Origin of the sequence: Sphingorhabdus sp. Alg239-R122, from assembly GCF_900537065.1 — a bacterium.
GTDB lineage: Bacteria > Pseudomonadota > Alphaproteobacteria > Sphingomonadales > Sphingomonadaceae > Alg239-R122.
This window is the reverse complement of record NZ_UNRC01000015.1, coordinates 1-21,148: the sequence shown is the minus strand read 5'-3', so window position 1 is coordinate 21,148 and position 21,148 is coordinate 1. Positions and strand designations below refer to the sequence as shown.

The 21,148-nt window shown below is 54.8% G+C and carries 26 protein-coding genes and 1 tRNA gene; 22 read left to right on the top strand and 5 right to left on the bottom strand.

What is annotated here, in order from left to right:
- The first annotated feature begins 35 nt into the window (after positions 1-35).
- The 15 genes from G6Q15_RS11565 (at position 36) to queC (ending at position 12,981) form a co-directional block, all read left to right on the top strand.
- On the top strand, positions 36-1,922 hold the full coding sequence (locus G6Q15_RS11565) for a DUF885 domain-containing protein (protein WP_240330875.1): 1,887 nt from the start codon (positions 36-38) through the stop codon (positions 1,920-1,922).
- A 276-nt stretch (positions 1,923-2,198) separates the two neighbouring features.
- Positions 2,199-3,038 (top strand): helix-turn-helix domain-containing protein, encoded by an 840-nt coding sequence (locus G6Q15_RS11560; protein WP_164118958.1) that lies wholly within the window; start codon positions 2,199-2,201, stop codon positions 3,036-3,038.
- Positions 3,039-3,095: 57 nt separating this feature from the next.
- Positions 3,096-3,965, top strand: coding sequence for a helix-turn-helix domain-containing protein (locus G6Q15_RS11555; RefSeq protein ID WP_164118955.1), 870 nt, complete (start codon positions 3,096-3,098; stop codon positions 3,963-3,965).
- Positions 3,966-4,065: 100 nt separating this feature from the next.
- On the top strand, positions 4,066-4,479 hold the full coding sequence (locus tag G6Q15_RS11550) for an SUF system Fe-S cluster assembly regulator (RefSeq protein ID WP_164118953.1): 414 nt from the start codon (positions 4,066-4,068) through the stop codon (positions 4,477-4,479).
- A gap of 56 nt (positions 4,480-4,535) precedes the next feature.
- Positions 4,536-5,996, top strand: a complete 1,461-nt coding sequence (sufB, locus tag G6Q15_RS11545) for a Fe-S cluster assembly protein SufB (RefSeq protein WP_164119000.1) — start codon at positions 4,536-4,538, stop codon at positions 5,994-5,996.
- Between the two features lie 87 nt (positions 5,997-6,083).
- Positions 6,084-6,827 carry a Fe-S cluster assembly ATPase SufC gene (sufC, locus tag G6Q15_RS11540; protein ID WP_164118951.1) on the top strand — a complete coding sequence of 248 codons (744 nt, stop codon included), beginning with the start codon at positions 6,084-6,086 and terminating at the stop codon, positions 6,825-6,827.
- Entirely contained in the window at positions 6,824-7,150 is a 327-nt protein-coding gene (locus tag G6Q15_RS11535; RefSeq protein ID WP_164118949.1) for a hypothetical protein, read from the top strand. The genes sufC and G6Q15_RS11535 overlap by 4 nt, the downstream gene beginning before the upstream one ends.
- On the top strand, positions 7,147-7,902 hold the full coding sequence (locus G6Q15_RS11530) for a SufD family Fe-S cluster assembly protein (protein ID WP_164118947.1): 756 nt from the start codon (positions 7,147-7,149) through the stop codon (positions 7,900-7,902). The genes G6Q15_RS11535 and G6Q15_RS11530 overlap by 4 nt, the downstream gene beginning before the upstream one ends.
- Positions 7,903-7,922: 20 nt before the next feature.
- Positions 7,923-9,116: a SufS family cysteine desulfurase gene (locus tag G6Q15_RS11525; protein ID WP_240330880.1), complete on the top strand. Its 1,194-nt coding sequence runs from the start codon at positions 7,923-7,925 to the stop codon at positions 9,114-9,116.
- 5 nt (positions 9,117-9,121) lie between these two features.
- Positions 9,122-9,634 (top strand): SUF system Fe-S cluster assembly protein, encoded by a 513-nt coding sequence (locus G6Q15_RS11520; protein WP_164118943.1) that lies wholly within the window; start codon positions 9,122-9,124, stop codon positions 9,632-9,634.
- Complete coding sequence (locus G6Q15_RS11515; protein WP_164118941.1) at positions 9,631-10,137, top strand: GNAT family N-acetyltransferase; 507 nt, start codon at positions 9,631-9,633, stop codon at positions 10,135-10,137. Before G6Q15_RS11520 ends, G6Q15_RS11515 begins: the two co-directional genes overlap by 4 nt.
- Entirely contained in the window at positions 10,130-10,486 is a 357-nt protein-coding gene (locus tag G6Q15_RS11510) for an iron-sulfur cluster assembly accessory protein (RefSeq protein WP_164118939.1), read from the top strand. Before G6Q15_RS11515 ends, G6Q15_RS11510 begins: the two co-directional genes overlap by 8 nt.
- A 65-nt stretch (positions 10,487-10,551) precedes the next feature.
- Positions 10,552-11,448, top strand: coding sequence for an Hsp33 family molecular chaperone HslO (locus G6Q15_RS11505; RefSeq protein WP_164118937.1), 897 nt, complete (start codon positions 10,552-10,554; stop codon positions 11,446-11,448).
- Positions 11,449-11,618: 170 nt separating this feature from the next.
- Positions 11,619-12,056 carry a DUF3617 family protein gene (locus tag G6Q15_RS11500; RefSeq protein WP_240330874.1) on the top strand — a complete coding sequence of 146 codons (438 nt, stop codon included), beginning with the start codon at positions 11,619-11,621 and terminating at the stop codon, positions 12,054-12,056.
- 238 nt (positions 12,057-12,294) lie between these two features.
- On the top strand, positions 12,295-12,981 hold the full coding sequence (gene queC, locus G6Q15_RS11495) for a 7-cyano-7-deazaguanine synthase QueC (protein ID WP_164118935.1): 687 nt from the start codon (positions 12,295-12,297) through the stop codon (positions 12,979-12,981).
- A gap of 6 nt (positions 12,982-12,987) precedes the next feature.
- On the opposite strand, the gene G6Q15_RS11490 is transcribed toward queC, so the two are convergent.
- Positions 12,988-13,287, bottom strand: a complete 300-nt coding sequence (locus G6Q15_RS11490) for a hypothetical protein (protein ID WP_164118933.1) — start codon at positions 13,285-13,287, stop codon at positions 12,988-12,990.
- A complete protein-coding gene (lipB, locus tag G6Q15_RS11485) occupies positions 13,265-13,981 on the bottom strand; it encodes a lipoyl(octanoyl) transferase LipB (RefSeq protein ID WP_164118931.1) in 717 nt (238 codons plus the stop codon). The genes G6Q15_RS11490 and lipB overlap by 23 nt, the downstream gene beginning before the upstream one ends.
- 135 nt (positions 13,982-14,116) lie before the next feature.
- Between lipB and G6Q15_RS11480 the strand changes: the two genes are divergently transcribed.
- Complete coding sequence (locus G6Q15_RS11480) at positions 14,117-14,875, top strand: glycerophosphoryl diester phosphodiesterase membrane domain-containing protein (protein WP_164118929.1); 759 nt, start codon at positions 14,117-14,119, stop codon at positions 14,873-14,875.
- A 22-nt stretch (positions 14,876-14,897) separates the two neighbouring features.
- Here G6Q15_RS11480 and G6Q15_RS11475 read toward each other — a convergent pair whose 3' ends face one another.
- Genes G6Q15_RS11475 through G6Q15_RS11465 form a run of 3 tightly spaced genes read right to left on the bottom strand, consistent with a single transcriptional unit; the run spans position 14,898 to position 16,829 of the window.
- Positions 14,898-15,491, bottom strand: coding sequence for a GNAT family N-acetyltransferase (locus G6Q15_RS11475; RefSeq protein WP_164118927.1), 594 nt, complete (start codon positions 15,489-15,491; stop codon positions 14,898-14,900).
- A 6-nt stretch (positions 15,492-15,497) separates the two neighbouring features.
- Positions 15,498-16,352 carry an oxygen-dependent coproporphyrinogen oxidase gene (gene hemF / locus G6Q15_RS11470; protein ID WP_164118925.1) on the bottom strand — a complete coding sequence of 285 codons (855 nt, stop codon included), beginning with the start codon at positions 16,350-16,352 and terminating at the stop codon, positions 15,498-15,500.
- 21 nt (positions 16,353-16,373) lie between these two features.
- The gene (locus G6Q15_RS11465; protein ID WP_164118923.1) at positions 16,374-16,829 is read right to left on the bottom strand and encodes a tRNA (cytidine(34)-2'-O)-methyltransferase; all 456 of its coding nucleotides are present in this window, start codon (positions 16,827-16,829) and stop codon (positions 16,374-16,376) included.
- Between the two features lie 206 nt (positions 16,830-17,035).
- On the opposite strand from G6Q15_RS11465, the gene petA reads away from it, so the two are divergent.
- The 6 genes from petA to G6Q15_RS11435 form a co-directional block, all read left to right on the top strand.
- Positions 17,036-17,614, top strand: a complete 579-nt coding sequence (gene petA, locus G6Q15_RS11460) for a ubiquinol-cytochrome c reductase iron-sulfur subunit (RefSeq protein WP_164118921.1) — start codon at positions 17,036-17,038, stop codon at positions 17,612-17,614.
- Between the two features lie 11 nt (positions 17,615-17,625).
- Positions 17,626-18,948 (top strand): cytochrome b/b6, encoded by a 1,323-nt coding sequence (locus G6Q15_RS11455; protein ID WP_164118919.1) that lies wholly within the window; start codon positions 17,626-17,628, stop codon positions 18,946-18,948.
- 31 nt (positions 18,949-18,979) lie between these two features.
- Positions 18,980-19,816, top strand: a complete 837-nt coding sequence (locus G6Q15_RS11450; RefSeq protein WP_164118918.1) for a cytochrome c1 — start codon at positions 18,980-18,982, stop codon at positions 19,814-19,816.
- A gap of 48 nt (positions 19,817-19,864) precedes the next feature.
- Positions 19,865-20,401, top strand: a complete 537-nt coding sequence (locus tag G6Q15_RS11445; RefSeq protein ID WP_164118996.1) for an adenine phosphoribosyltransferase — start codon at positions 19,865-19,867, stop codon at positions 20,399-20,401.
- Between the two features lie 45 nt (positions 20,402-20,446).
- A tRNA-Gly gene (locus G6Q15_RS11440) sits at positions 20,447-20,520 on the top strand.
- A 102-nt stretch (positions 20,521-20,622) separates the two neighbouring features.
- Positions 20,623-21,148: hypothetical protein (locus G6Q15_RS11435; protein ID WP_205518161.1), on the top strand; the 526-nt coding region annotated here is incomplete at its 3' end.

Below are 21,148 nucleotides of genomic sequence, written 5' to 3'. Positions count from 1 at the left end.
GTACGCAAAAGCCATAGAGAGAGGAAGTCTGCAAAATGAAAACCACCAGAATCACCCTGATGCTATCCGCCACTGCCATGCTGGGCGCATGTGCGACTACCGGCCGTGACTATGACACCGCAGCAAATGACGCCCGGCAGGCTGCGGCTGCAGCAGCGGATGCGGCGGCAGAGGCAGCCGCAGCGGCGGCCGAAGCTGTTGCCGCCACGGTGGATCAGGATGCCCGGCTGCTCGCCTTTTATGAGGAACTGGACCAGCAGGACCTTGCCAATTCACCCATCGGCAAGTCCTTTCGCGGCATTCGCGATGCCGACTATGGCCGCTGGGACGACCCGAGCGATGCCGCAACACAGGCTGATTTCAAGCGCGGGCAGGACGCGCTTGCAAAAATGAAGCGCGACTATGCGTCGTCCACGCTCAACACCGACAACCAACTTAGCTACCGCCTGTTTGAATATCAGCAGGACCGGGCCAAGCGCGCCTTCGCATTCCGTAACAATGACTATATTTTTGACCAGATGCGCGGTGCACAGAGCCAGATTCCCGCTTTCCTGATCAATATCCACCGTGTCAGCACAAAACAGCACGCCGCCGATTATGTCAGCCGCTTGTACGGACTTGGTCCCTATATGGAACAGCTGGTACGCATGAGCGCAGAGCGCGCCAACAATGGTGTAATCGTACCCGACTGGGTTTTCCCCTATGTCATTAACGACGCCCAGAATGTCATCACTGGCGCGCCTTTCACCAACGGCGATGATTCGCCGCTCTTCGCCGACCTGAAAAAGAAAGTGAATGCACTCGATATCCCGCAATCAGAAAAGGACGACCTGATCGCACGCGGCAAAGAAGCCATGATGGACAGCGTCAAACCCGCATATGAAAAGCTAGGTATTGAAATGAAGCGGCAACAGGCCATGGCTGTCGACGGCGACGGCGTGTGGCGGTTCAAAGATGGGGCCGCCTATTATGCCGAGCGGCTGCAAAATTACACCACCACCAATCTGAGCGCGGATGAAATCCATCAGATCGGTCTTGAAAACGTAGAACGCATCCATGGTGAAATGCGCAAAATCATGAAGCAGGTCGGGTTTGAAGGTACCTTGCAGGATTTCTTTAAATATGCCCGTACCGACTCGCGGTTTTTCTACCCGACTCGCGAAGCCTATCTGGCCGATGCCAATGCGGCGATTGCCGCAATGGAAAAGCGCGTACCTGATTTTTTCAATACGCTGCCCAAAGCACCGTTGATCGTCAAACCGGTTGAAGCGTTCCGTGAAAAATCGGCGGGCAAGGCATTTTATCAAAGCCCCGCCCCCGATGGTTCGCGCCCTGGCACCTATTATGTCAATCTGTATAACCTGAAAGACATGTCGAAAAATGAACTGGAGGCGCTTGCCTATCATGAGGCACTGCCGGGCCATCACCTGCAGCGTGCGATCCAGACCGAACTGGGCGATCTACCCGCTTTCCGCCGCTTTGGCGGCGTCACGGCCTATACCGAAGGCTGGGGACTATATTCCGAAGAACTGGGTAAGGATATGGGTTTTTATACTGATCCCTATTCCGACTTTGGCCGGCTCGGCATGGAGCTGTGGCGTGCGTGCCGACTGGTCGTCGATACCGGTATTCATGACAAGCGCTGGAGCCGCGAACAGGCGATACAGTATCTGACCGATAACACCCCAAATCCCGATGGCGATATCCGCAAGGCGATTGAGCGCTATATCGTCTATCCGGGCCAGGCTACAGCCTATATGATCGGCAAGCTCAAGATCATGGAGCTGCGCACAAAGGCGCAAAATGAGCTGGGCGACAAGTTTACATATGGCGATTTTCACGATGTGATTCTGCGTACTGGGCCTGTACCGCTCACAATCATGGAAGAGCGCGTAAACGACTGGATTACCGAAAATAAATGAAAGCACCCTACATAACTATCTGAAAAATAACATAAGGTGACAGCGTTTTACATTTTGTCGATTCCATACAATGATTTGCGGGTCCGCTAATGTAGAAACATTTCTGCGACCCGAAGGGCTCTACACGGCTTAGTGAGAGTTCTTTACCTTATACGGCGATCTTGCCCTTTTGGGCGGATCGCCTTTTTTTTACTTTATATTTGCGGTATATATAGACTTGGAAGGTGCCGGGGCCTTTATAGGCATCACGGTCAAGGTCGACATATCGAAAATAATATGACGCAATTGCATTACCGTTTGCCGCATCCCAATTTACGCGAATTTTTCTCGCTCTATTACCTGCTCGATAGCCAGGGGCCGGTGCGGGATGATCATGAACGCGCAGGCATGGCCCAGATACGCTTTATCCTGAAAGGCGAGGGCCAGATGGAGTTCGGGGATGGCCATCTTGCAGATTGTGCGGGTGCCTTTATTGTCGGTCCAAGCGCAACCGCCATGAAATTCTCGCTATCCAATCCATTTTATATGTTTGGCATGGGTTTCCTGCCCGCCGGCTGGGGCGCCCTGACAGGAAAATCGGCGGCGGACTATACCGACAGGGCTATCGCCGCTACCGAACTGTTTCCCGCAATAGAACGACATGTGAAAACCCTGTCCGCCTGCGCTGATGCCGATGAAATGACAGCGGCGGCAGATGCCGTTCTATTGCCGCTTATCCGCGACGCTGACCCCAAAATTATTGAATTTACCCGGATGGTAGATGGTTGGCTCGCCTCCGATGTGTCACCCGATATAAACACACTGCACGACCAGACACAGCTGTCTGACCGGCAGCTTACCCGCAAGGTGAAGCAATATTACGGCCATCCGCCTAAATATCTGGCGCGCAAATACCGAGCACTGCGCGCCGCGCGCGCTTTTATCGAAGCCGATCCAGATGAAGCCGATTTCCTGCGCGATGCCTTTTATGACCAATCGCACATGATCCGCGAAGTCAAGCTGTTCACAGGCACGACCCCTGCCAAATTACGCACGCAGGAAAGCGAATTCGCCGAGTTGATCGACCAACGCGCACAATATGACGGACAGATAAATCCTCTCAGTTCACAGACCTGAACCAATCATGTAACAGAAAGCCCACAAATATAATAATGGTCGCGGGGAAACAACAACATGCAGCTTGAGTTTGTCGAACCGGATAGCCGGTTGTCCAGCTTCATCTCGCTTTACTATCGCGCGCGGAGCGATGATACGGAAATATCCGAAATCGACCGCGCGGATGTGGGGCAGATCCGGTTCCTTCTCAAAGGTACGGGTCATATGGAATTCCATGATGGCAGTACCGGACACAACAGGCCGGTGATCCTTACAGGGCCGGGCAGCGCCGCCGCGCGTATCCGCCTGAAAGGCCCGATTGATGTAGTTGGCTGTTCGGTCCTGCCGTTGGCATGGGGCGGCGGCATATTGAACGCCGACGCCCGTGACCATGCCGACCGGCTATGCGACGCCATGCCTTTGCTGGGTAATGAATTTGCCGATATCAACGCCAGAATGAGCGCAATGGGTGACCTGAATGACATGAAGACCATTCTTGATGCACTATTTATCGGCCGCATCCGCAAGATACGCGCTGCGACGGTACAGGGTGCCGAGCAGATAAGGGCATGGCTCAGCAGTTCAAACGATCCGCAGGTCAAGCAACTTACCGGCGGCAGTCCTTCGCAGGAGCGGCGCTTCAACCGCATCGCCAACCGGCATTTTGGCGGCCCGCCCAAAGCGCTGGCACGCAAGATACGCGCACTGAAAGCCGCGCAGGTCATTATGCTCAACAATGGCGAAATGTGCGATGCCGCCATAGGGCCTTTTTATGACCAGTCGCATATGGTGCGCGAGATCAAGCGCTTTACCGGCAAATCACCTGGCAAATTGGTGAGCCCGGACGAGCTGCTGTTGCAGCTCCTGCTTGACCGGCCCTATTTCCGTGAACTCGAACCTGACGGCCCGGATCGGAGCAAACCGCCTTCACGGCTGCAATCCTCCTGAACAAAACCTTTCTTGCTTGATTTTCGCTATAAAAATGCCCATTTGCCTCAAATAGGACTATATTAGTCTTATTTCGATTCGTTTGAGTTATAGGATATCCATGCGTTTGAGCAGCCTTGCCGATTATGCTGTTGTGTTGATGACAGCCGCGGCCCGCCATTGCGGCGGGATTCGCAGTAATGCGCGCGCATTATCTGAAGAAACAGGAATCCCGCTGCCCACCGCACAAAAACTGGTCAGCAAACTCTCCTCTGCCGGCCTGATCGAATCTGTGCGTGGCGCAGGTGGCGGCTTTCGTCTCGCACGTCCTCCCGCTGCCATCAGCATGGCCGATATTATCGAAGCCGTCGAAGGCCCGATGGCTATGACCTGCTGCGCCGATGATGCCCGCGATGATTGCGCGCTCGAAACCCAGTGCCATGTCAAACCGCATATGGCGCACGTCAACAATGCCGTTCGTGGCGCACTAGATAACGTAACACTCGCCAGCCTGAGCCAGGAAGCCCGGATATGACCGACAATATCAAAACCGAAATACGCGATGCCAAAGAAATAGATGAACGCGCGGAGATGAATGCCGAAGCGCAAGCCGCTGCGGATAAAGCATCGGCCTATGAGCATGGCTGGTCGTCGGACATTGAACAGGAATTTGCCGAAAAAGGCCTGAATGAAGACACCGTCCGCTTTATTTCCGCCAAAAAGGAAGAGCCCGAATGGATGCTCGAATGGCGGCTGAAAGCATTCCGCATATGGCAGGAAATGGAAAGCCCCGACTGGGCCAAGCTCGACATCCCGATGATCGATTACCAGGACGCATACTATTATGCCGAGCCCAAGAAAAAGCCTGAGCTGGACTCGCTCGATGATGTCGACCCCGAAATCCTGCGCGTCTACGAAAAGCTCGGCATCCCCATTGCCGAACAGGAAGTGCTTGCAGGCGTAAAGGGTGCGCGCAAGGTCGCCGTGGACGCTGTTTTCGACAGTGTATCGGTCGCCACGACATTCCGTGAAGAGCTGGAAGCGGCGGGCGTGATTTTCCGCTCGATTTCCGAAGCAATCAGGGAATATCCCGATCTGGTCCGCAAATATCTGGGCAAGGTTGTGCCGGTGAAGGACAATTATTTCGCCGCGCTCAACTGCGCGGTCTTTTCCGATGGTACATTTGTCTATGTGCCCGAAGGCGTGCGCTGCCCGATGGAGCTTTCCACCTATTTTCGCATCAACGCCGAAAATACCGGGCAGTTCGAACGTACGCTGATCGTCGCCGACAAGGGCGCCTATGTCAGCTATCTGGAAGGGTGCACCGCGCCGCAGCGCGACGAGAACCAGCTTCACGCCGCAGTGGTCGAACTGGTCGCGCTTGATGACGCGGAGATCAAATATTCAACGGTCCAGAACTGGTATCCCGGCGATGAGAACGGCAAGGGCGGCATATACAATTTCGTGACCAAGCGCGGGCTGTGTCAGGGCAAGAACAGCAAGATCAGCTGGACTCAGGTCGAAACCGGCAGCGCCATCACCTGGAAATATCCGTCCTGCGTGCTGAACGGCGAAAACAGCGTGGGCGAATTTTATTCGGTCGCGCTCACCAATAATTACCAGCAGGCCGATACTGGCACCAAGATGATCCATAACGGCAAGGGGTCGCGCTCGACGATTATCTCAAAAGGCATCAGCGCTGGCAAATCCGATAATACCTATCGCGGCCTGGTCCGCGTCGGCCCGGCGGCGGAGAACGTGCGCAATTTCACGCAGTGCGACAGCCTGCTGCTCGGCGACACATGCGGCGCGCACACCGTGCCTTATATCGAGGTGAAAAACCCGACCGCGCAGATCGAGCATGAAGCCACGACATCGAAAATCTCAGACGACCAGATGTTCTACGCCCAGCAACGCGGGCTGGACGAAGAGGAAGCGGTGAGCCTGATCGTCAACGGCTTTGCCAAGGAAGTGCTGAAAGAACTGCCGATGGAATTCGCAGTCGAAGCGCAAAAACTGCTGGCGATAAGTCTGGAGGGGTCTGTTGGATAAAACCCCTGCTCTCCAAAGCTCAGAGCTGCCTTACAGTACGGCACACAGCCATTGTGTTGGTGCGGCAATAAAGAGGAAGAAGATTGAATGCTAAAAATTGAAAACCTCCACGCCACAGTTGGCGATACTGAAATCCTTAAGGGCCTCAGCCTCGAAATAAACGTGGGCGAGGTGCATGCGATTATGGGGCCGAATGGCGCGGGTAAGTCGACGCTTGCCTATGTGCTGGGCGGACGTGATGGTTATGAAGTCACTAGCGGCAGCGCGACTTTCAATGGTCAGGATATCCTCGATATGGACCCGCATGAGCGTGCGGCGCTGGGACTGTTTCTAGGGTTCCAGTATCCGGTCGAGATACCCGGCGTGTCTAACCTGCAGTTCCTGCGCGAAAGCCTGAACAGCCAGCGTAAATCGCGCGATGAGGAACCTTTGTCAGGCGGTGAATTTATTAAACTTGCCAAGGAAAAGGCGGCGCTGCTGAAAATGGATATGGAAATGCTCAAGCGCGCGGTGAATGTCGGCTTTTCCGGCGGTGAGAAAAAGCGCAACGAAATGGTGCAGATGGGCATATTGAACCCTGAGCTCGCCATATTGGACGAGACCGATAGCGGTCTCGACATCGACGCGCTGCGCACCGTCGGCAGCGGTATCAACGCCATCATGCGCGACGAGAAAAAAGCCGTGCTGCTTATTACCCACTATCAGCGATTGCTGGACGAAGTGCAACCCGATTATGTGCACGTGCTGGCGAAGGGCCGGATCGTCAAAACCGGCGGGCCGGAGCTGGCATTACAGCTCGAAGAGCAGGGCTATGAGGCAGTGGCGGCATGATCGCCTCCGTCTTCCTCCTATTCGCTGCACAAGCCGTCGATACGCTTCCCGAACCTGTGTACACAGATGAAGAAATCGTAATTATTGGCCGGCGCATGCAGGGTATTTCCGTCAATGTCGGCCGCGACCCGCAGGGCAGCTATCATTGCAGCCTGAACGGCAGTACCGGCTATCCAAGGCTGGACGAAAAGCTTTGCAAGGCAACAACCAAATGTGTGCGCAAAGGCAATATTGAAGATGCCGCTGTCAAACAGTGTCTGAAGACACGCAAATCCTCTTTGCTCAAGAAAATCAAACGCAAGATGCGAAGGGATCGGAAATGACACGCCCACTTCCCACCAAGCGTGACGAAGCCTGGCGCTATGCTAATCTAGCTGCGCTGGAACCTGTCTGGAACGACGTCGCGAATGTGACAGAAATTGTGGCTGTGCCCGCGGGCGAGACGCTGGACCGGCAGATTATCATTCCGCCCACCACCCAGGGCGTGTCCGTCACCGACCTGAATGTCACCATCGGCAAAGGCGGGACATTCAACCTGCACCTGCTGAATGCAGCAGCGGATTATGGCCGCATACATGTCCGCGTGATGCTGGAAGAAGGCGCGCATTTTGAAATGGGTGGTGCAATCCTGGGCAAAGGTGAAGAGACGCTGGAGATTGTCACCGAGACAATCCACGCCGCACCGAACGCAACCAGCAATCAGATTGTCCGCACCGTGCTGTCCGAACGCGCCACAGGCACATTTATGGGCAAGGTGCATGTGGCGCGCGATGCGCAAAAGACCGATGCGGCACAATCGGTCAAGGCCATGCTGCTCGACCGCACAGCGACAGCAAACGCGAAACCCGAGCTGGAAATTTTCGCCGATGATGTTAAATGCGCGCACGGCGCTACAGTGGGCGAGCTGGATAAACAGGCATTGTTCTATATGGCCTCACGCGGGCTCGATCCCGCCACCGCACAGCGGTTGATGCTGCAGGCATTTATTGCCGACAGCTTTGTCAACGTGGCTGAAAATGCTGCGCGGGAAACCATTGAAAATAAAGCGTTAGAGGTTTTGGAGGCATTGTCATGAATGCGCCCATCAACATAGATATGGTGACAAAGGCCCGCGCCGATTTTACCGGCATCGAAAGTGGTTGGCATTATCTCGACACCGCGGCGACTTCGCAAAAACCAAAGCAGGTAATAGATGCCATCGCGCGCGGTTACGGCGAAGAATATGCCACCGTGCACCGCGGCGTTTATGCACGCTCGGCCAATATGACACTTGCCTATGAAGCAGCGCGCACGCGTGTCGCAGATTTTATCGGCGCATCTTCTCCAAATGAATGCGTGTTCGTGCGCGGTGCAACCGAAGCGATCAATCTGGTCGCGGAAAGCTGGGGCAATACCAATATTGGCGCGGGCGACCGCATCATGCTCAGCCAGTTGGAGCATCACAGCAATATTGTGCCGTGGCAATTGCTCGCCGAGCGGGTGGGCGCGCATATTGATGTGTGTCCGCTCACCGAAGATGGGCTTATTGACCTTGATTGGCTGGAAGCCAATCTGACAGAGCAGCACAAGCTGGTGGCGCTGGCGCATGTGTCCAATGTGCTGGGCAGCGTGCTGGACGTGAAGCGCGCAAGCAAAGCTGCGCATACCGTTGGTGCGAAACTACTGCTTGATGGCTGCCAGGCCGCGCCGCGCATGCAGCTGAACGTGGCAGAACTGAACTGCGATTTTTACGTATTTTCAGCGCACAAGCTTTATGGCCCCACAGGCATTGGCGTATTGTGGGCACGCGAAGAAACATTGAACGCTATGCCGCCATGGCAGGGCGGCGGGTCGATGATTGACCGCGTGACATTTGATAAAACCACCTATGCCCCCGCACCCGGACGGTTTGAGGCGGGCACGCCACATATTGTCGGCGCGCTCGGGCTGGATGCGGCGATTCAATATGTGCAGGATATTGGCGTGGAGAATATCCATGCACATGAAACCGCGCTTTTGGCGCAAGCGCGCGCAGCGCTGGCCGCAATCAATTCAGTCAGGCTGTTCGGACCGGAAAACAGTGCAGGCATATTGTCATTTGAGGTCGAAGGTGTGCATCCGCATGATGTTGCCACTATATTGGATGAAAGCGGTGTCGCAATCCGCGCAGGCCATCACTGCGCACAGCCGTTAATGGATTATCTGGGCGTGCCGGCAACGGCGCGCGCCAGTTTTGGTGTTTATAGCGACATGCAGGACGTGGAAGCGCTGGTGCAGGGCATTGAGCGCGTCCGCAAGATTTTCGGGTGAATGATATGAACGAAGAACGCAAAATCAGTGTTGAAAAAGTCGATGCGGTGGACAAACCCGCCAAGGCGCGCGTCGATGATGCGCCCAAGGAAACGGTCCTGGCCCCTTCTCCGTATGATACCGAAAGCGATATGGCAAAGATGGAGCGCAAGCGTGATTATCTGGAAGGTTTCCTTTCACAAAAACCTGCCGAGGAACCTACAGGTGAACCCGGCGGCGATCTGTACGATGCGATTATCGACACGCTGAAAAGCATTTATGACCCCGAAATTCCGGTCAATATCTATGACCTGGGCCTGATTTACGGCGTTGAAGTAACCGATGATGGCCATGCGGTCGTCACCATGACACTCACCACGCCGCATTGCCCGGTCGCCGAATCGATGCCGGGCGAAATTGAACTGCAGGTCGGCAGTGTCCCCGGCGTGGGTCATAGCGAAGTCAATCTGGTCTGGGATCCGCCATGGGACCCGCAGAAAATGAGCGACGAAGCAAAGCTCGAACTGGGGATGTTATGACCATTGCAGCATTACCCCTGACCGTAGAGCGTGCGAATTATGGCAATCCGGTCCATGCGGCTGCAATTGTCGCCATGCTGCGCGCCTATGCAGTGGACCCGATGGGCGGCGGAGAGGACCTGTCAGGCGAAACGCAACGCAACCTGGTCGCAGGCCTGAAAGCAACCTCCAATGCATTTTCGGTGTTGGCATTTGCAGGTGACGAGGCAGCAGGACTAGCCAATTGTTTCTGGGGGTTTTCGACATTTGCCGCACGCCCACTTGTCAATATTCATGATGTCGTAGTCAGCCAACAACATCGCGGCGCGGGTATTGGCCGCAGGTTATTTGCCGAAATTGAAGCTATCGCCCGCGCCGAAAACGCCTGCAAGATCACACTGGAAGTGCTCGAAGGTAACACCTCTGCCAAGGGGCTTTATGCCTCACTCGGCTATGGGGATTATGTGCTCGACCCTGAACTGGGCCGTGCGGAATTCTGGCAAAAGAGGCTTACAAATGACTGATACCAACACACGCGCGAAACGCGCTGCGATTATCCTGACGCCGGCTGCTGAACAGCGCATTGCTGGCCTGATGGCAAAAGCCCCTGATGGTGCAATTGGTGTCAAGCTCTCCACCCCGCGCCGTGGGTGTAGCGGGCTTGCCTATTCGGTTGATTATGTCACCGAAGAAGCCAAGTTTGACGAGAAAATCGAAACGCCGGGCGGTATATTTTATGTCGACAGCGCGTCGGTGCTCTACCTGATCGGTTCCATCATGGACTGGCAGGAGGATGATTTCACCGCCGGGTTCGTGTTCAACAACCCTAATGCCACCGGTGCGTGCGGGTGCGGCGAAAGCTTCACTGTCTGATTAGAATGGTGGCAATGCTGCCAGCCTCCCTGACAATCCCCGAAACATTCCCTATATAGCCCGGCATGACTGAAATTTACCATGATCGCCCGCTGCGTTTCACCATACCGTCGCGCAATGCGCGCGGACGTACGGTGCGTCTGGACAGCGTGCTGAACGACATTATCGCACCGCATGACTATCCCGTGGCCGTGAAGCATCTGGTGGCAGAGGCCGCCACATTGGCGGCGCTCATCGGTTCTATGCTGAAACAGTCCGAAGGTCAGCTGACCATGCAGGCACAGACACAGGGCGGGATTATCGAACTGCTCGTCGCCGATTACAAGGATGGCGAGGTGCGTAGCTATGCGCGCTATGATCGTGACCGTCTGGCCGAACAGGGGAAAAACCCGTCACTGGGCGCACTGTTCGGCAAGGGCTATCTGGCGATCACATTCGATCGCACTCCAATGCATGGCGATGATGGGCAGCGATATCAGGGTATTGTCGAACTGGCGGGCAACTCGCTTACCGAAGCGTGCCAGAACTATTTCTTTCAGTCCGAACAGGTGCCGACACTTATCAAGGTTGCGATCAGTTCGGACGAGAATGGATGCCGCACTGGCGGTTTCCTGGTGCAGCATCTAGCCGAGGGCGAAGTAGGGCGTGAGCGGCTACATGCCAAGCTGGACCATCCCGAATGGGAGCATGTGTCTATCCTCGCGGAAACGCTCAATCATGCGGAATTGCTCGACAGGGCGCTCAGCATGGAGGACCTGATCTGGCGGCTGTTTCATGAAGAGGATGAGGTGCTGATTGAGCAGGCCGTGCCGCTCAGTAAGGGTTGTCGCTGTTCGGTCGAACATTATCGCAAGGTGTTGAGCCGCTTTGGTGAGGCAGAAAAGGCGGAAATGCGCGACGAAAATGGTGATATACTTGTCGATTGCGCCTTTTGCGCACGGCAATTTGCGATTACGGACTGACAAAAAACGGCCATCCGACATATTTTGGTAAAATATCGGCCTTAATTGGCGTATATAGAAGAATGGATATCGTCCGGATGTGCGACGAAGCGTTGCTTATTAACGGTAGATACATCTGTATTGTCGTAAAAGCTATGTGGATGGGGCGTATCCCCAAAACTGGAAGAATAATGACCAAGCGTTTGAAAATGCCATTTGGGGCACTGAAAAAAAGATATTTTTTTGCCATGCTGGCTACGGCACCACTGGCCCTGTTCGCCATGCCCGCACCAGCCCAGGCGCCCGAACTTGCTTCGTTCAAAAAAGTAGATGCCGGGCAGTGGGAAATCCGCCCACGCGCTAAAAACGGTGAAGTGCGCAGAATCTGCGTGCGCGATATCCGGCAGCTTCTCAACCTGCGTCATCAGGGTGAAAACTGTAAAAAACCATTTGTGATAGAGGATAAGCCCAACACCGTTACTGTCAGTTATAGCTGCGGTGCGCGAGGCCATGGCCGCACTACACTGCGCGCCGAAGGCGCGGACCTGCTGCAGATCAACACACAGGGCATTGCCAATGGCTCCCCCTTCTCCTTCGCTGCCGAAGGACGCCGGGTCGGTAGTTGCTGACGCAGCTTTTACCAATTTTCCCATAGTTAACATATTGTAAATGCTTTTCTGCGATAGGTGTTTGCGTACCCGAATTGGTACGCTTTCCTCCCATTAAGGCCATTGGCCTTAAACTAGGGCCGCCCTGTTCATGCAAATGACACGGCGGCCCGTTTTTTATCATTTGTGCCCGGAACGGCAGCAATATGGGTGGCGCACAGGCTTGCATTGCACAGCCTGAGCGTTTAGCGGCGTTGCCATGGCACATGATATACAGAAGAAAGCCGTCATATTGCTTTCCGGCGGTATGGATTCGATGGTTTCCGCCGGAATCGCCCGTGAACAGGGCTATGCTCTTTACGCGCTGACCATCGATTATAACCAGCGGCACCGGATCGAGATTGAGGCGGCGCGCAATATCGCGGCGCGCCTTGATGCCCGGCAGCACACCATATTGCCGCTTGACCTGCGCCAATTTGGCGGATCGGCGCTGACCGACGAAATCGACGTGCCAAAAACAGGTGTGGGTGACGATATCCCCGTGACCTATGTCCCGGCACGCAACCTCATTTTTCTTTCGCTCACTCTGGGCTGGGCAGAGGCAATTGGCGCGCACGACATATTTATCGGGGTCAATGCGCTCGATTATTCAGGCTATCCTGATTGCCGTCCCGAATTTATCGAAGGCTTTGAAAAACTCGCAGCTATCGCCACAAAGGATGGCGGTCAGGGGCAGGGCTTTACCATCCATGCACCATTGCAGCATATGACCAAAGCCGATATTTCGCGCGAGGCAGACCGGCTCGGGCTGGATGCGGGGTTAAGCTGGACCTGCTATGATCCCACCGCAGATGGAAAGGCGTGCGGCCTGTGTGACAGCTGCCGCCTGCGCAAGGCGGGTTTTGAAGAAGCGGGCCTTATTGACCCCGTACCCTATGCCACCTGAAACAGCTTATTCGCTGCCTGCCTGCTCCTCGGCATCGGCACTCTCGCCTTCAGTGCTTTCGGTTTCAGCTTCGGCCTGCTCTTCTGCTGCTGCCTCTGCTAGCGCCTCGGCTTCTTCAGTTGCCGCTTCACTGAGCGCATCTGGCTGAATCATGTCATCGCTGATCGTGCCTTCCAGCACATCAACATCGCCAAGTTCGGTTTCGGTGAGCACGCCTTCCTCATCCGGCACCTGAGAGGAGCAGGCGATCAGCGACAGCGACAGCCCGGCGGCGATAACAGGGTTAAGTGACAGGGTTTTGCGCATATTTCAGACTTTCATTTCGATCATGTTCATTCTTGCCGCCCGGCAAAACTTCAAGAAAACAGGGCAGCCGCGCCTTCAGCGCCGCGTCCCAATCCCCCATATCCGCCTTTATGCCAAGTTCGGCAAGGCTCGTCACCGGATATTCGCTGATCCCGCAAGGGACAATACCGCCAAAATGGCTGAGGTCAGGGTCAATATTCACTGCAAAACCGTGCATAGTAACCCAGCTCTTGATCCGCACGCCGATCGCACCGATTTTCGCTTCCTGTCCCTGCCGGTTGTCGGTCCAGATGCCAATGCGCCCTTCTGCACGGCGGGCTTCAACACCGAAATCCGCCAGCGTCGCAATCACCCAACCTTCCAGCGCATGCACAAATACGCGCACGTCACGGCCCCTTTTCCTGAGGTCCAGCATGACATAGCCGACCCGCTGTCCCGGTCCGTGATAGGTATGCCGGCCGCCACGCCCGGTCTGGTACACCGGGAATTGCTGGCTCAGCAGCTCCGCCGGATCCGCGCTCGTCCCCGCGGTATAAAGCGGAGGGTGCTCGATAAGCCACACCAGCTCATCTGCTGTATCTGCACGGATATCCGCATTGCGCTTTTCCATAAACTCTAGCGCTTGCGGATAGGGTATGCGGCCATTCGCAACTTCCCACTGAGGCAATGGTAATAATGGTAAAATATCGTTCATCCGCCAATGGTCGGCATTATGGGCACAAAATGCAAGAGCCGTAATATAGCCGGGAAACATTGACCTTGACCAAATTATCCGACACTAATGCCGCACATAAACACTGGTCCAGAGAGAAATGGCGGGGGAAATGGCATGAAATTCGATTTATCGGCAGCGTGGAATGACACGATTGCATTATTCAACGAGCATAAACAGCTTCTGATCCCGCTTGTCGGAGTGTTCTATTTTCTGCCCGAAGTTCTGTCAGCGCTGTTGATTACCCAGCCAGATCAAGGCGAATATGAAACATTTGAACAGATTCTCACCGGGCTATCGGAAACATTTTCCCAAAACTGGCCCCTGATGCTGGTCATGGGATTGATAACCACCATCGGATCGCTGGCGATACTATGGCTGGTTACCGGTGAAAAGGGCCGCTCGGTCGGCGATGCGATCAAGGTAGGATTGATCGCATTGATCCCGGCTTTTCTGGCGAGCCTGTTAACTTCCGTCGCCATGGGCATAGGTTTTGCACTGCTTATCATTCCCGGCCTCTACCTGCTGGGCCGGTTCAGCGTCGTGGCCACATCAATTGTCGCTGAGGATATCCGTAATCCGCTGACCGCCATCGGACGTTCATGGGAACTGACCAAGGGTAATGGCTGGCGCATCACCCTGTTCCTGATCATTGTGGCCATTGTCGGCTTTGTCCTGCTACTGCTTGCCGAACTTATCTTTGGTGGTGTGCTGAATATGGTGCTGGGCGGTGAACTTGCTACAACTGCGCTGGCATTTGTGAGTGCATTCTTCAGTGCGATTTTCACAACCATTTTCGTGCTGATGGCAGCAGCGATTTACCGCCAGCTTTCCGGCCATAATGCGAGAAATATCGATTCTACAGTCTTCGATTGAAGCTGTAGTGCGCTAGCCCTTGTTATTCGCCGCCGATAATCGGTACGTGCGGCGCGGCATCGCGGGGTACGTAACCGGCAAGGCGCGGGTCTGGCACTATTTCCACTTCACGCCGAAATGGCTGGAACCCGCTGCGCTGGTAAAACTTAAGTGCACCTAGATGATCGAACGAACAGGTATGCAGCCAGACGCGCTCAACCCCCGGATGGCCCCATGCCTGCTGCAAAGCCTGGGTCATCAACCAGCGGCCATGCCCCTTGCCCAATTGTTCGGGAACAAGGCCCAGAAAGCCAACCTCACACGCTCCGTCTTGCCGAAAGTCCAGCTCAAGTATCCCTGCATCAGCGCCATCCTGCATCCTGATCGCATAAATATGAACGCCGGGATCATGTATGGCTTCTCCCAGCACGGCGTCATCCATCACCAGCCGTGAAAACCATAGCCAGGGCGCACCGACCCTGCGAAACAGCGCGCGATATTCCGCTAGGCCGGGCCGCTCCCAGCGTTCCAGCACGAGCGCATCTGACTGAATGGCTGCCATTTTGGGCCGTGCGCACATTTCCAGGTGCGTCACAACCGAAGCGATATGGCCGTCAGGAACAGGAATATCGGTCATCACCGACTATTCCCAAACCACTTCGGGCGGCAGGCTCATCAGGATTGCATCGACATTACCGCCAGTTTTCAGGCCGAATGTCGTACCGCGGTCATAGACCAGATTAAATTCGGCATAACGGCCACGCCAGACCAATTGTTGCATTTTTTCCGCATCATTGTGCGCAAGCCCCATACGGCGACGCACAATTTGCGGGAAGATATCCAGAAACGCCCGGCCCACATCCTGGGTAAACGCGAAGTTCGCATCAAACGCAGCACCGCCATCACATTCCAGATGGTCGTAAAATATGCCGCCCACGCCGCGATGGCATTCACGGTGCGGGATATAGAAATAATCATCAGCCCATTTTTTATAGCGGTCATAATCGGCAATATCATGGGCATCACATGCGGTTTTCATGCGAGCGTGAAAGTCGGCGGTATCATCGGCGTATTCTATGGGCGGGTTCAGGTCGGCGCCGCCACCGAACCATGCCTTTGTGGTGACCAGGAAGCGGGTGTTCATGTGCACGGCGGGTACGTGCGGATTGGCCATATGCGCGACCAGCGAAATGCCGGTGGCAAAGAAACGCGGATCTTCTTCCGCGCCATTAATCGATTTGGCAAATTCGGGACTGAAACTGCCGTGCACGGTGGATACGTTCACACCCGCTTTTTCAAAAACCTTGCCCTTGATAAGACCCCGCACACCGCCGCCGCCTTCGGCACCATCATGATTGGTCCGGTCCCAAGGTGTATATTCAAAGGCCGCATCGCTGCCCGCTTCGCGTTCAATCGCGGTAAATTCGGCGCAAATATCGTCGCGCAGCTTTTCAAACCATGTCTGCGCGGTCTGTTTCTGTGTGGTCCAGTCGTTCATTTATATTTCCGTTATCTTTGTTCATTTCACATAGCGCGTCTGGCGGATGGCCTCGCTAACCGCAATGCCCGCCGCCACAGCGACGTTCAAGCAGCGCATTCCCGGCTGCATTTCTATGCGCGAGATCAAATTTGCTTCTTTTGCGACTTTTTCCGGCACACCGGTACTTTCGCTGCCCATCAATATAATGTCATCGCTGCGGAAACCCGTGTCATACAAGGTCTGCGCGCCCTTACTGCTCATCAGCACAATACGCTGCGCCGCATCGCGCGTCATATTCAGGAAACTGTCCCAATCGGCATGGCGCACCACATCTATGGCCTCGCCATAATCCATGGCTGCCCGCTTCAGCTGCCGGTCACCCAGCGGGAAGCCGCACGGCTCAATGACGTCGAGCCCAATGCCCAGACAGGCGCATAACCGCATGGACGTGCCAAGGTTTCCGGCAATATCGGGTTGATAAAGTGCAAGCCGCATGTCCGCGCTTTAAGGTGTCTTGCAAATTAAGTCACGCAAGATGCAAAATTCACTGTTGGCAAGCCATATGGTTTGCGGCTATCAGGCCCACCAAATGCATGTCTTGATGATATGGATTCCTTGTCCGGCATCTGCTAGGGCAAATCGATAAGGTGGGGCGGGTCCACAAATATTCTAATGTAAGTCGGTTCGAATAGGGCGATTGAATGACTGAAGCAGTAAGCACCGATCCACAGACCGTGGATGCAGACACACAAAATGAAGAAGGCGTACGCCGCCGTGATTTTATCAATGTCGCGGCTGTCAGCTTTGCTGGCGTGGGCGGCGCAGCGGTTCTGTATCCGCTGATAACGCAGATGGCGCCATCTGCTGATGTCCTGGCGCTGGCATCGATTGAAGTCGATGTGTCCGCGCTTGAGCCTGGACAGGCGATCAAGACGATTTTCCGTAAACAGCCACTGTTTATCCGCAACCTGACGCCTAAGGAAATTGAAGAAGCAAATGCAGTTGACGTGGCATCGCTGCGTGAACCGCAGACCCTGGCCGAACGCACTGCGCCCGGGCATGAAAATATCCTGATCACAATGGGTGTGTGCACCCATCTGGGCTGTGTACCGCTGGGCGCTGCGCAAGGTGAGGTAAAAGGCGAGTTTGACGGTTATTTCTGCCCGTGCCACGGTTCACACTATGATACGGCGGGCCGTATCCGCAAGGGTCCGGCACCCACCAATCTGGAAGTGCCGGCAGTAGAGTTTTTGTCCGATACAGTTATCAAAGTCGGTTGAGGTAAGAGCATATGAGTTTTCCGTGGGCAAGTCAGTATAACCCGACAAATCCGGCCATGAAATGGATCGACGAACGTCTTCCATTGCCACGCCTTGTTTATAATGCGATTGGCGCGGGTTATCCGGTGCCACGCAACCTTAACTATTTCTGGAATTTCGGCGTGCTTGCCGGCTTTGCACTAGTGGTACAGATTATTTCCGGCATCATCCTGGCGATGCACTATGCGCCCGAGGCAACCGTCGCGTTTAATTCGACCGAGCATATCATGCGCGACGTCAACTGGGGCTGGATGCTGCGTTACATGCACGCCAATGGCGCCAGCTTCTTCTTTATCGTGATCTATATCCACATATTCCGCGGGCTGTATTTCAGTTCGTACAAAGCGCCGCGAGAGATGATCTGGCTGCTCGGCATGGTCATCTACCTGCTGGCTATGGCAACCGCGTTCATGGGCTATGTACTGCCATGGGGTCAGATGAGCTTCTGGGGTGCGAAAGTTATTACCGGGCTTTTCTCGGCTATCCCGCTGATCGGACCCACGCTGCAGGAATGGCTGCTCGGCGGTTTTGCGCCGGATAACGCTGCGCTAAACCGTTTCTTCTCACTCCACTATCTGCTGCCATTTGTGATTGCAGGCGTTGTTATCTTGCACGTCTGGGCCCTGCACATTCCGGGATCATCCAATCCGACCGGCGTGGAAGTGAAGCAGGAATCGGACACGGTTCCATTCCACCCCTATTACACCGCGAAAGACGGTTTCGGCCTTGGTGTCTATCTCGTCATTTTTGCCGCCGTCATGTTCTTTGCGCCGAACTTCCTCGGCCATGCGGATAACTATATCGCGGCCAACCCGCTATCGACACCGGCGCATATTGTGCCTGAATGGTATTTTTGGCCATTCTACGCCATCCTGCGTGCCTTCACGTTCGATTTCCTGTTTATTCCGGCGAAACTGCTGGGTGTGCTGGCCATGTTTGCCTCCATCCTGCTGCTGTTCTTCCTGCCATGGCTGGACCGCTCACCGGTGCGTTCGGGCAGATATCGTCCACTATTCCGCCCCTTCTTCTGGGTGTTCGTGGTCGTTGTCCTGATCCTGGGATATTGTGGCGGCGCTCCTGCGGAAGAGCCTTATGTGATGATCAGCCAGCTTGCCTCGGCTTATTATTTCGCGCACTTCCTCATCATACTGCCGATCATTTCGTCGATTGAACGTCCTGATCCGCTGCCTGCCTCGATCACCGAAGCGGTGCTGGGCAAAGATGGTGAAGAAGCACCTGCAGCCATCGACACAATCGCAACTACAGGCGGCGCTGCTACGCAGCCTGCCGAATAAGCCAGCCGAAGACAAGGAAAGCATAAGTCAGATGATTAGAAACCTCGGTATATTGGTCGGACTGTTTTTCACGGGCGTGCTGCTCTATTCATTCCTGATGGGTGCCTATACCTATCTCACCGAAGAGCATGTCGAAACCGCAGAACACATGTTTCATGAGCATCCCAAGTCACTCAGCCAGTCCAGCGATGGTGTATTCGGCAAATTTGACACAGCCCAGCTGCAACGCGGCTATGGCGTGTACAAGGAAGTCTGCTCGGCCTGCCACTCGCTGGAACATGTCGCTTTCCGCGACCTTCAGGCCATTGGTTACAACGAAGCCGAGGTCAAGGCGATCGCCGCCAGCTTTCAAGTGCCAGCTATTGACCCTGAAACCGGCGAGGCAAGCACACGCGATGGCCTTGCCGCCGATAAGTTTCCTGCTGTCTATCCCAATGATGTGGCGGCACGCGCCGCCAACAACAACGCGGTTCCGCCTGATCTCTCGCTGATGACCAAGGCCCGCCACAATGGCCCCGCCTATGTCTACTCGCTGCTCACTGGCTATCAGAACCCGCCCAAGAAGCTGGCCGAAGAATTCCCTGATTCTATGCCGGGTACGGGGCTGCACTACAATCCCTACTTTGCGAACCTGAACCTTGCCATGGCACCGCCAATTACAGCGGAAGGCCAGGTAAGCTATGCCGACGGAACCAAGGCAAGTGTTGACCAGATGTCGAAAGACGTATCCGCGTTCCTGACATGGACGGCTGAACCGAAAATGGAAAAGCGCAAGCAGACCGGTCTGGCCGTGCTCGCATTCCTGCTGATCTTCACCATCCTTGCCTATCTGTCCTACCGTAATATCTGGGCCGACAAAAAGCATTGATAGCCATAGCCGCACAGCTTGCTGGGATATGATATGACGGGCAAGCTGCTGGCGCTGGATGATCTTAAAAAAATGGTGCGCACCGTTCCGGACTTTCCGGAAGCCGGCATCATGTTCCGCGACATCACCACGCTTATCGGCAATGGCGAAGGCTTTGCTGCTACCATTGGCCACCTCGCCCGCCTGATGGGTGATGACCGTCCCCGCTATATTGCCGGTATGGAAGCCCGCGGCTTTATTTTCGGTGCTGCTGTGGCCGTGCATCTGGGCATAGGTTTCCTGCCCGTTCGCAAGCCCGGAAAACTTCCGGTGGAAACACGCAGCATCGACTATGCACTGGAATATGGCACAGACCGTCTGGAAATCGCCGCTGATGCCGTGGAAGCTGGCGACAGGGTTGTCATCATTGACGACCTGATCGCCACCGGCGGCACGGCGCTGGCCACGGTGCGGTTGCTCCGCGACGCCGGAGCCCTGGTCGACAAAGCACTGTTTGTCATCGATCTACCCGAACTGAAAGGTACTACCCGCCTGCGCGAGGCGAATCTTGAAGTGCAAAGCCTTATGGAATTTGAAGGCGAATAAGAAGCTTGACAAAAGCACGTAAAACCACAATTACGCCAACCATGAGCGGGTATAGCATAGTGGTAATGCTCTAGCCTTCCAAGCTAGCTAGAGGGGTTCGATTCCCCTTACCCGCTCCAACTATCCGATAGGCTCGTGCCAGATATGCCGCTCCCCGCAAACCCGAAATGGTAACTACCGGTGCTCTCGGCATAATTGCCATATTAATATGCTTTGTCTGCATGATTCTTGCAATTTTTCTGCTTGCCGTCCGGACAGAACGACGGCTTGCCAATGCACTTTTTGCGATTTTCCTGATTCTACTGGCAATTGACGTATCGGGCTGGCTTATAGAATCCCCCGAGTTTCTATATTCCTGGCCCAACGCCCTGCGCACGGCAGTGACTTTCCTGCAAATGCCGTTTTTTACCGGCTTCATAGCGGCCACCTGCTTTGCCGGAACCAGGTTACGGCTATGGCATGGCGCACATGCACTGCCATTCTTTGGTGCGCTGGCGTTTACACTGCCGGGGGACCAGCTGCCTTTCGGTAAAAACGGGAATGTGGAATATCCGCTCCACTATCTGACGCAGGATGAATACACGCTGCTTTTCACTGCTCTGGATATCCAATATTATCTCTACATAGCCGCAGCAATCGCAATATTGTGGCAGTTTCGTTCTGTCTTTCGTCGCCACTATGCGAATATCCGTTCAAAAATATTTGCCTGGCTGGCATGGCTGGTGGCTATTTCCCTGATAGCAAATA

What these genes read in the sequence shown, in the direction of transcription:
- G6Q15_RS11565 (WP_240330875.1), top strand. Translation starts at nt 36, where the DNA reads ATGAAAACCACCAGAATCACCCTGATGCTATCCGCCACTGCCATGCTG.
- G6Q15_RS11560 (WP_164118958.1), top strand. Translation starts at nt 2,199, where the DNA reads ATGACGCAATTGCATTACCGTTTGCCGCATCCCAATTTACGCGAATTT.
- G6Q15_RS11555 (WP_164118955.1), top strand. Translation starts at nt 3,096, where the DNA reads ATGCAGCTTGAGTTTGTCGAACCGGATAGCCGGTTGTCCAGCTTCATC.
- G6Q15_RS11550 (WP_164118953.1), top strand. Translation starts at nt 4,066, where the DNA reads ATGCGTTTGAGCAGCCTTGCCGATTATGCTGTTGTGTTGATGACAGCC.
- sufB (WP_164119000.1), top strand. Translation starts at nt 4,536, where the DNA reads ATGAATGCCGAAGCGCAAGCCGCTGCGGATAAAGCATCGGCCTATGAG.
- sufC (WP_164118951.1), top strand. Translation starts at nt 6,084, where the DNA reads ATGCTAAAAATTGAAAACCTCCACGCCACAGTTGGCGATACTGAAATC.
- G6Q15_RS11535 (WP_164118949.1), top strand. Translation starts at nt 6,824, where the DNA reads ATGATCGCCTCCGTCTTCCTCCTATTCGCTGCACAAGCCGTCGATACG.
- G6Q15_RS11530 (WP_164118947.1), top strand. Translation starts at nt 7,147, where the DNA reads ATGACACGCCCACTTCCCACCAAGCGTGACGAAGCCTGGCGCTATGCT.
- G6Q15_RS11525 (WP_240330880.1), top strand. Translation starts at nt 7,923, where the DNA reads ATGGTGACAAAGGCCCGCGCCGATTTTACCGGCATCGAAAGTGGTTGG.
- G6Q15_RS11520 (WP_164118943.1), top strand. Translation starts at nt 9,122, where the DNA reads ATGAACGAAGAACGCAAAATCAGTGTTGAAAAAGTCGATGCGGTGGAC.
- G6Q15_RS11515 (WP_164118941.1), top strand. Translation starts at nt 9,631, where the DNA reads ATGACCATTGCAGCATTACCCCTGACCGTAGAGCGTGCGAATTATGGC.
- G6Q15_RS11510 (WP_164118939.1), top strand. Translation starts at nt 10,130, where the DNA reads ATGACTGATACCAACACACGCGCGAAACGCGCTGCGATTATCCTGACG.
- G6Q15_RS11505 (WP_164118937.1), top strand. Translation starts at nt 10,552, where the DNA reads ATGACTGAAATTTACCATGATCGCCCGCTGCGTTTCACCATACCGTCG.
- G6Q15_RS11500 (WP_240330874.1), top strand. Translation starts at nt 11,619, where the DNA reads ATGACCAAGCGTTTGAAAATGCCATTTGGGGCACTGAAAAAAAGATAT.
- queC (WP_164118935.1), top strand. Translation starts at nt 12,295, where the DNA reads ATGGCACATGATATACAGAAGAAAGCCGTCATATTGCTTTCCGGCGGT.
- G6Q15_RS11490 (WP_164118933.1), bottom strand. Translation starts at nt 13,287, where the DNA reads ATGCGCAAAACCCTGTCACTTAACCCTGTTATCGCCGCCGGGCTGTCG.
- lipB (WP_164118931.1), bottom strand. Translation starts at nt 13,981, where the DNA reads ATGAACGATATTTTACCATTATTACCATTGCCTCAGTGGGAAGTTGCG.
- G6Q15_RS11480 (WP_164118929.1), top strand. Translation starts at nt 14,117, where the DNA reads ATGAAATTCGATTTATCGGCAGCGTGGAATGACACGATTGCATTATTC.
- G6Q15_RS11475 (WP_164118927.1), bottom strand. Translation starts at nt 15,491, where the DNA reads ATGACCGATATTCCTGTTCCTGACGGCCATATCGCTTCGGTTGTGACG.
- hemF (WP_164118925.1), bottom strand. Translation starts at nt 16,352, where the DNA reads ATGAACGACTGGACCACACAGAAACAGACCGCGCAGACATGGTTTGAA.
- G6Q15_RS11465 (WP_164118923.1), bottom strand. Translation starts at nt 16,829, where the DNA reads ATGCGGCTTGCACTTTATCAACCCGATATTGCCGGAAACCTTGGCACG.
- petA (WP_164118921.1), top strand. Translation starts at nt 17,036, where the DNA reads ATGACTGAAGCAGTAAGCACCGATCCACAGACCGTGGATGCAGACACA.
- G6Q15_RS11455 (WP_164118919.1), top strand. Translation starts at nt 17,626, where the DNA reads ATGAGTTTTCCGTGGGCAAGTCAGTATAACCCGACAAATCCGGCCATG.
- G6Q15_RS11450 (WP_164118918.1), top strand. Translation starts at nt 18,980, where the DNA reads ATGATTAGAAACCTCGGTATATTGGTCGGACTGTTTTTCACGGGCGTG.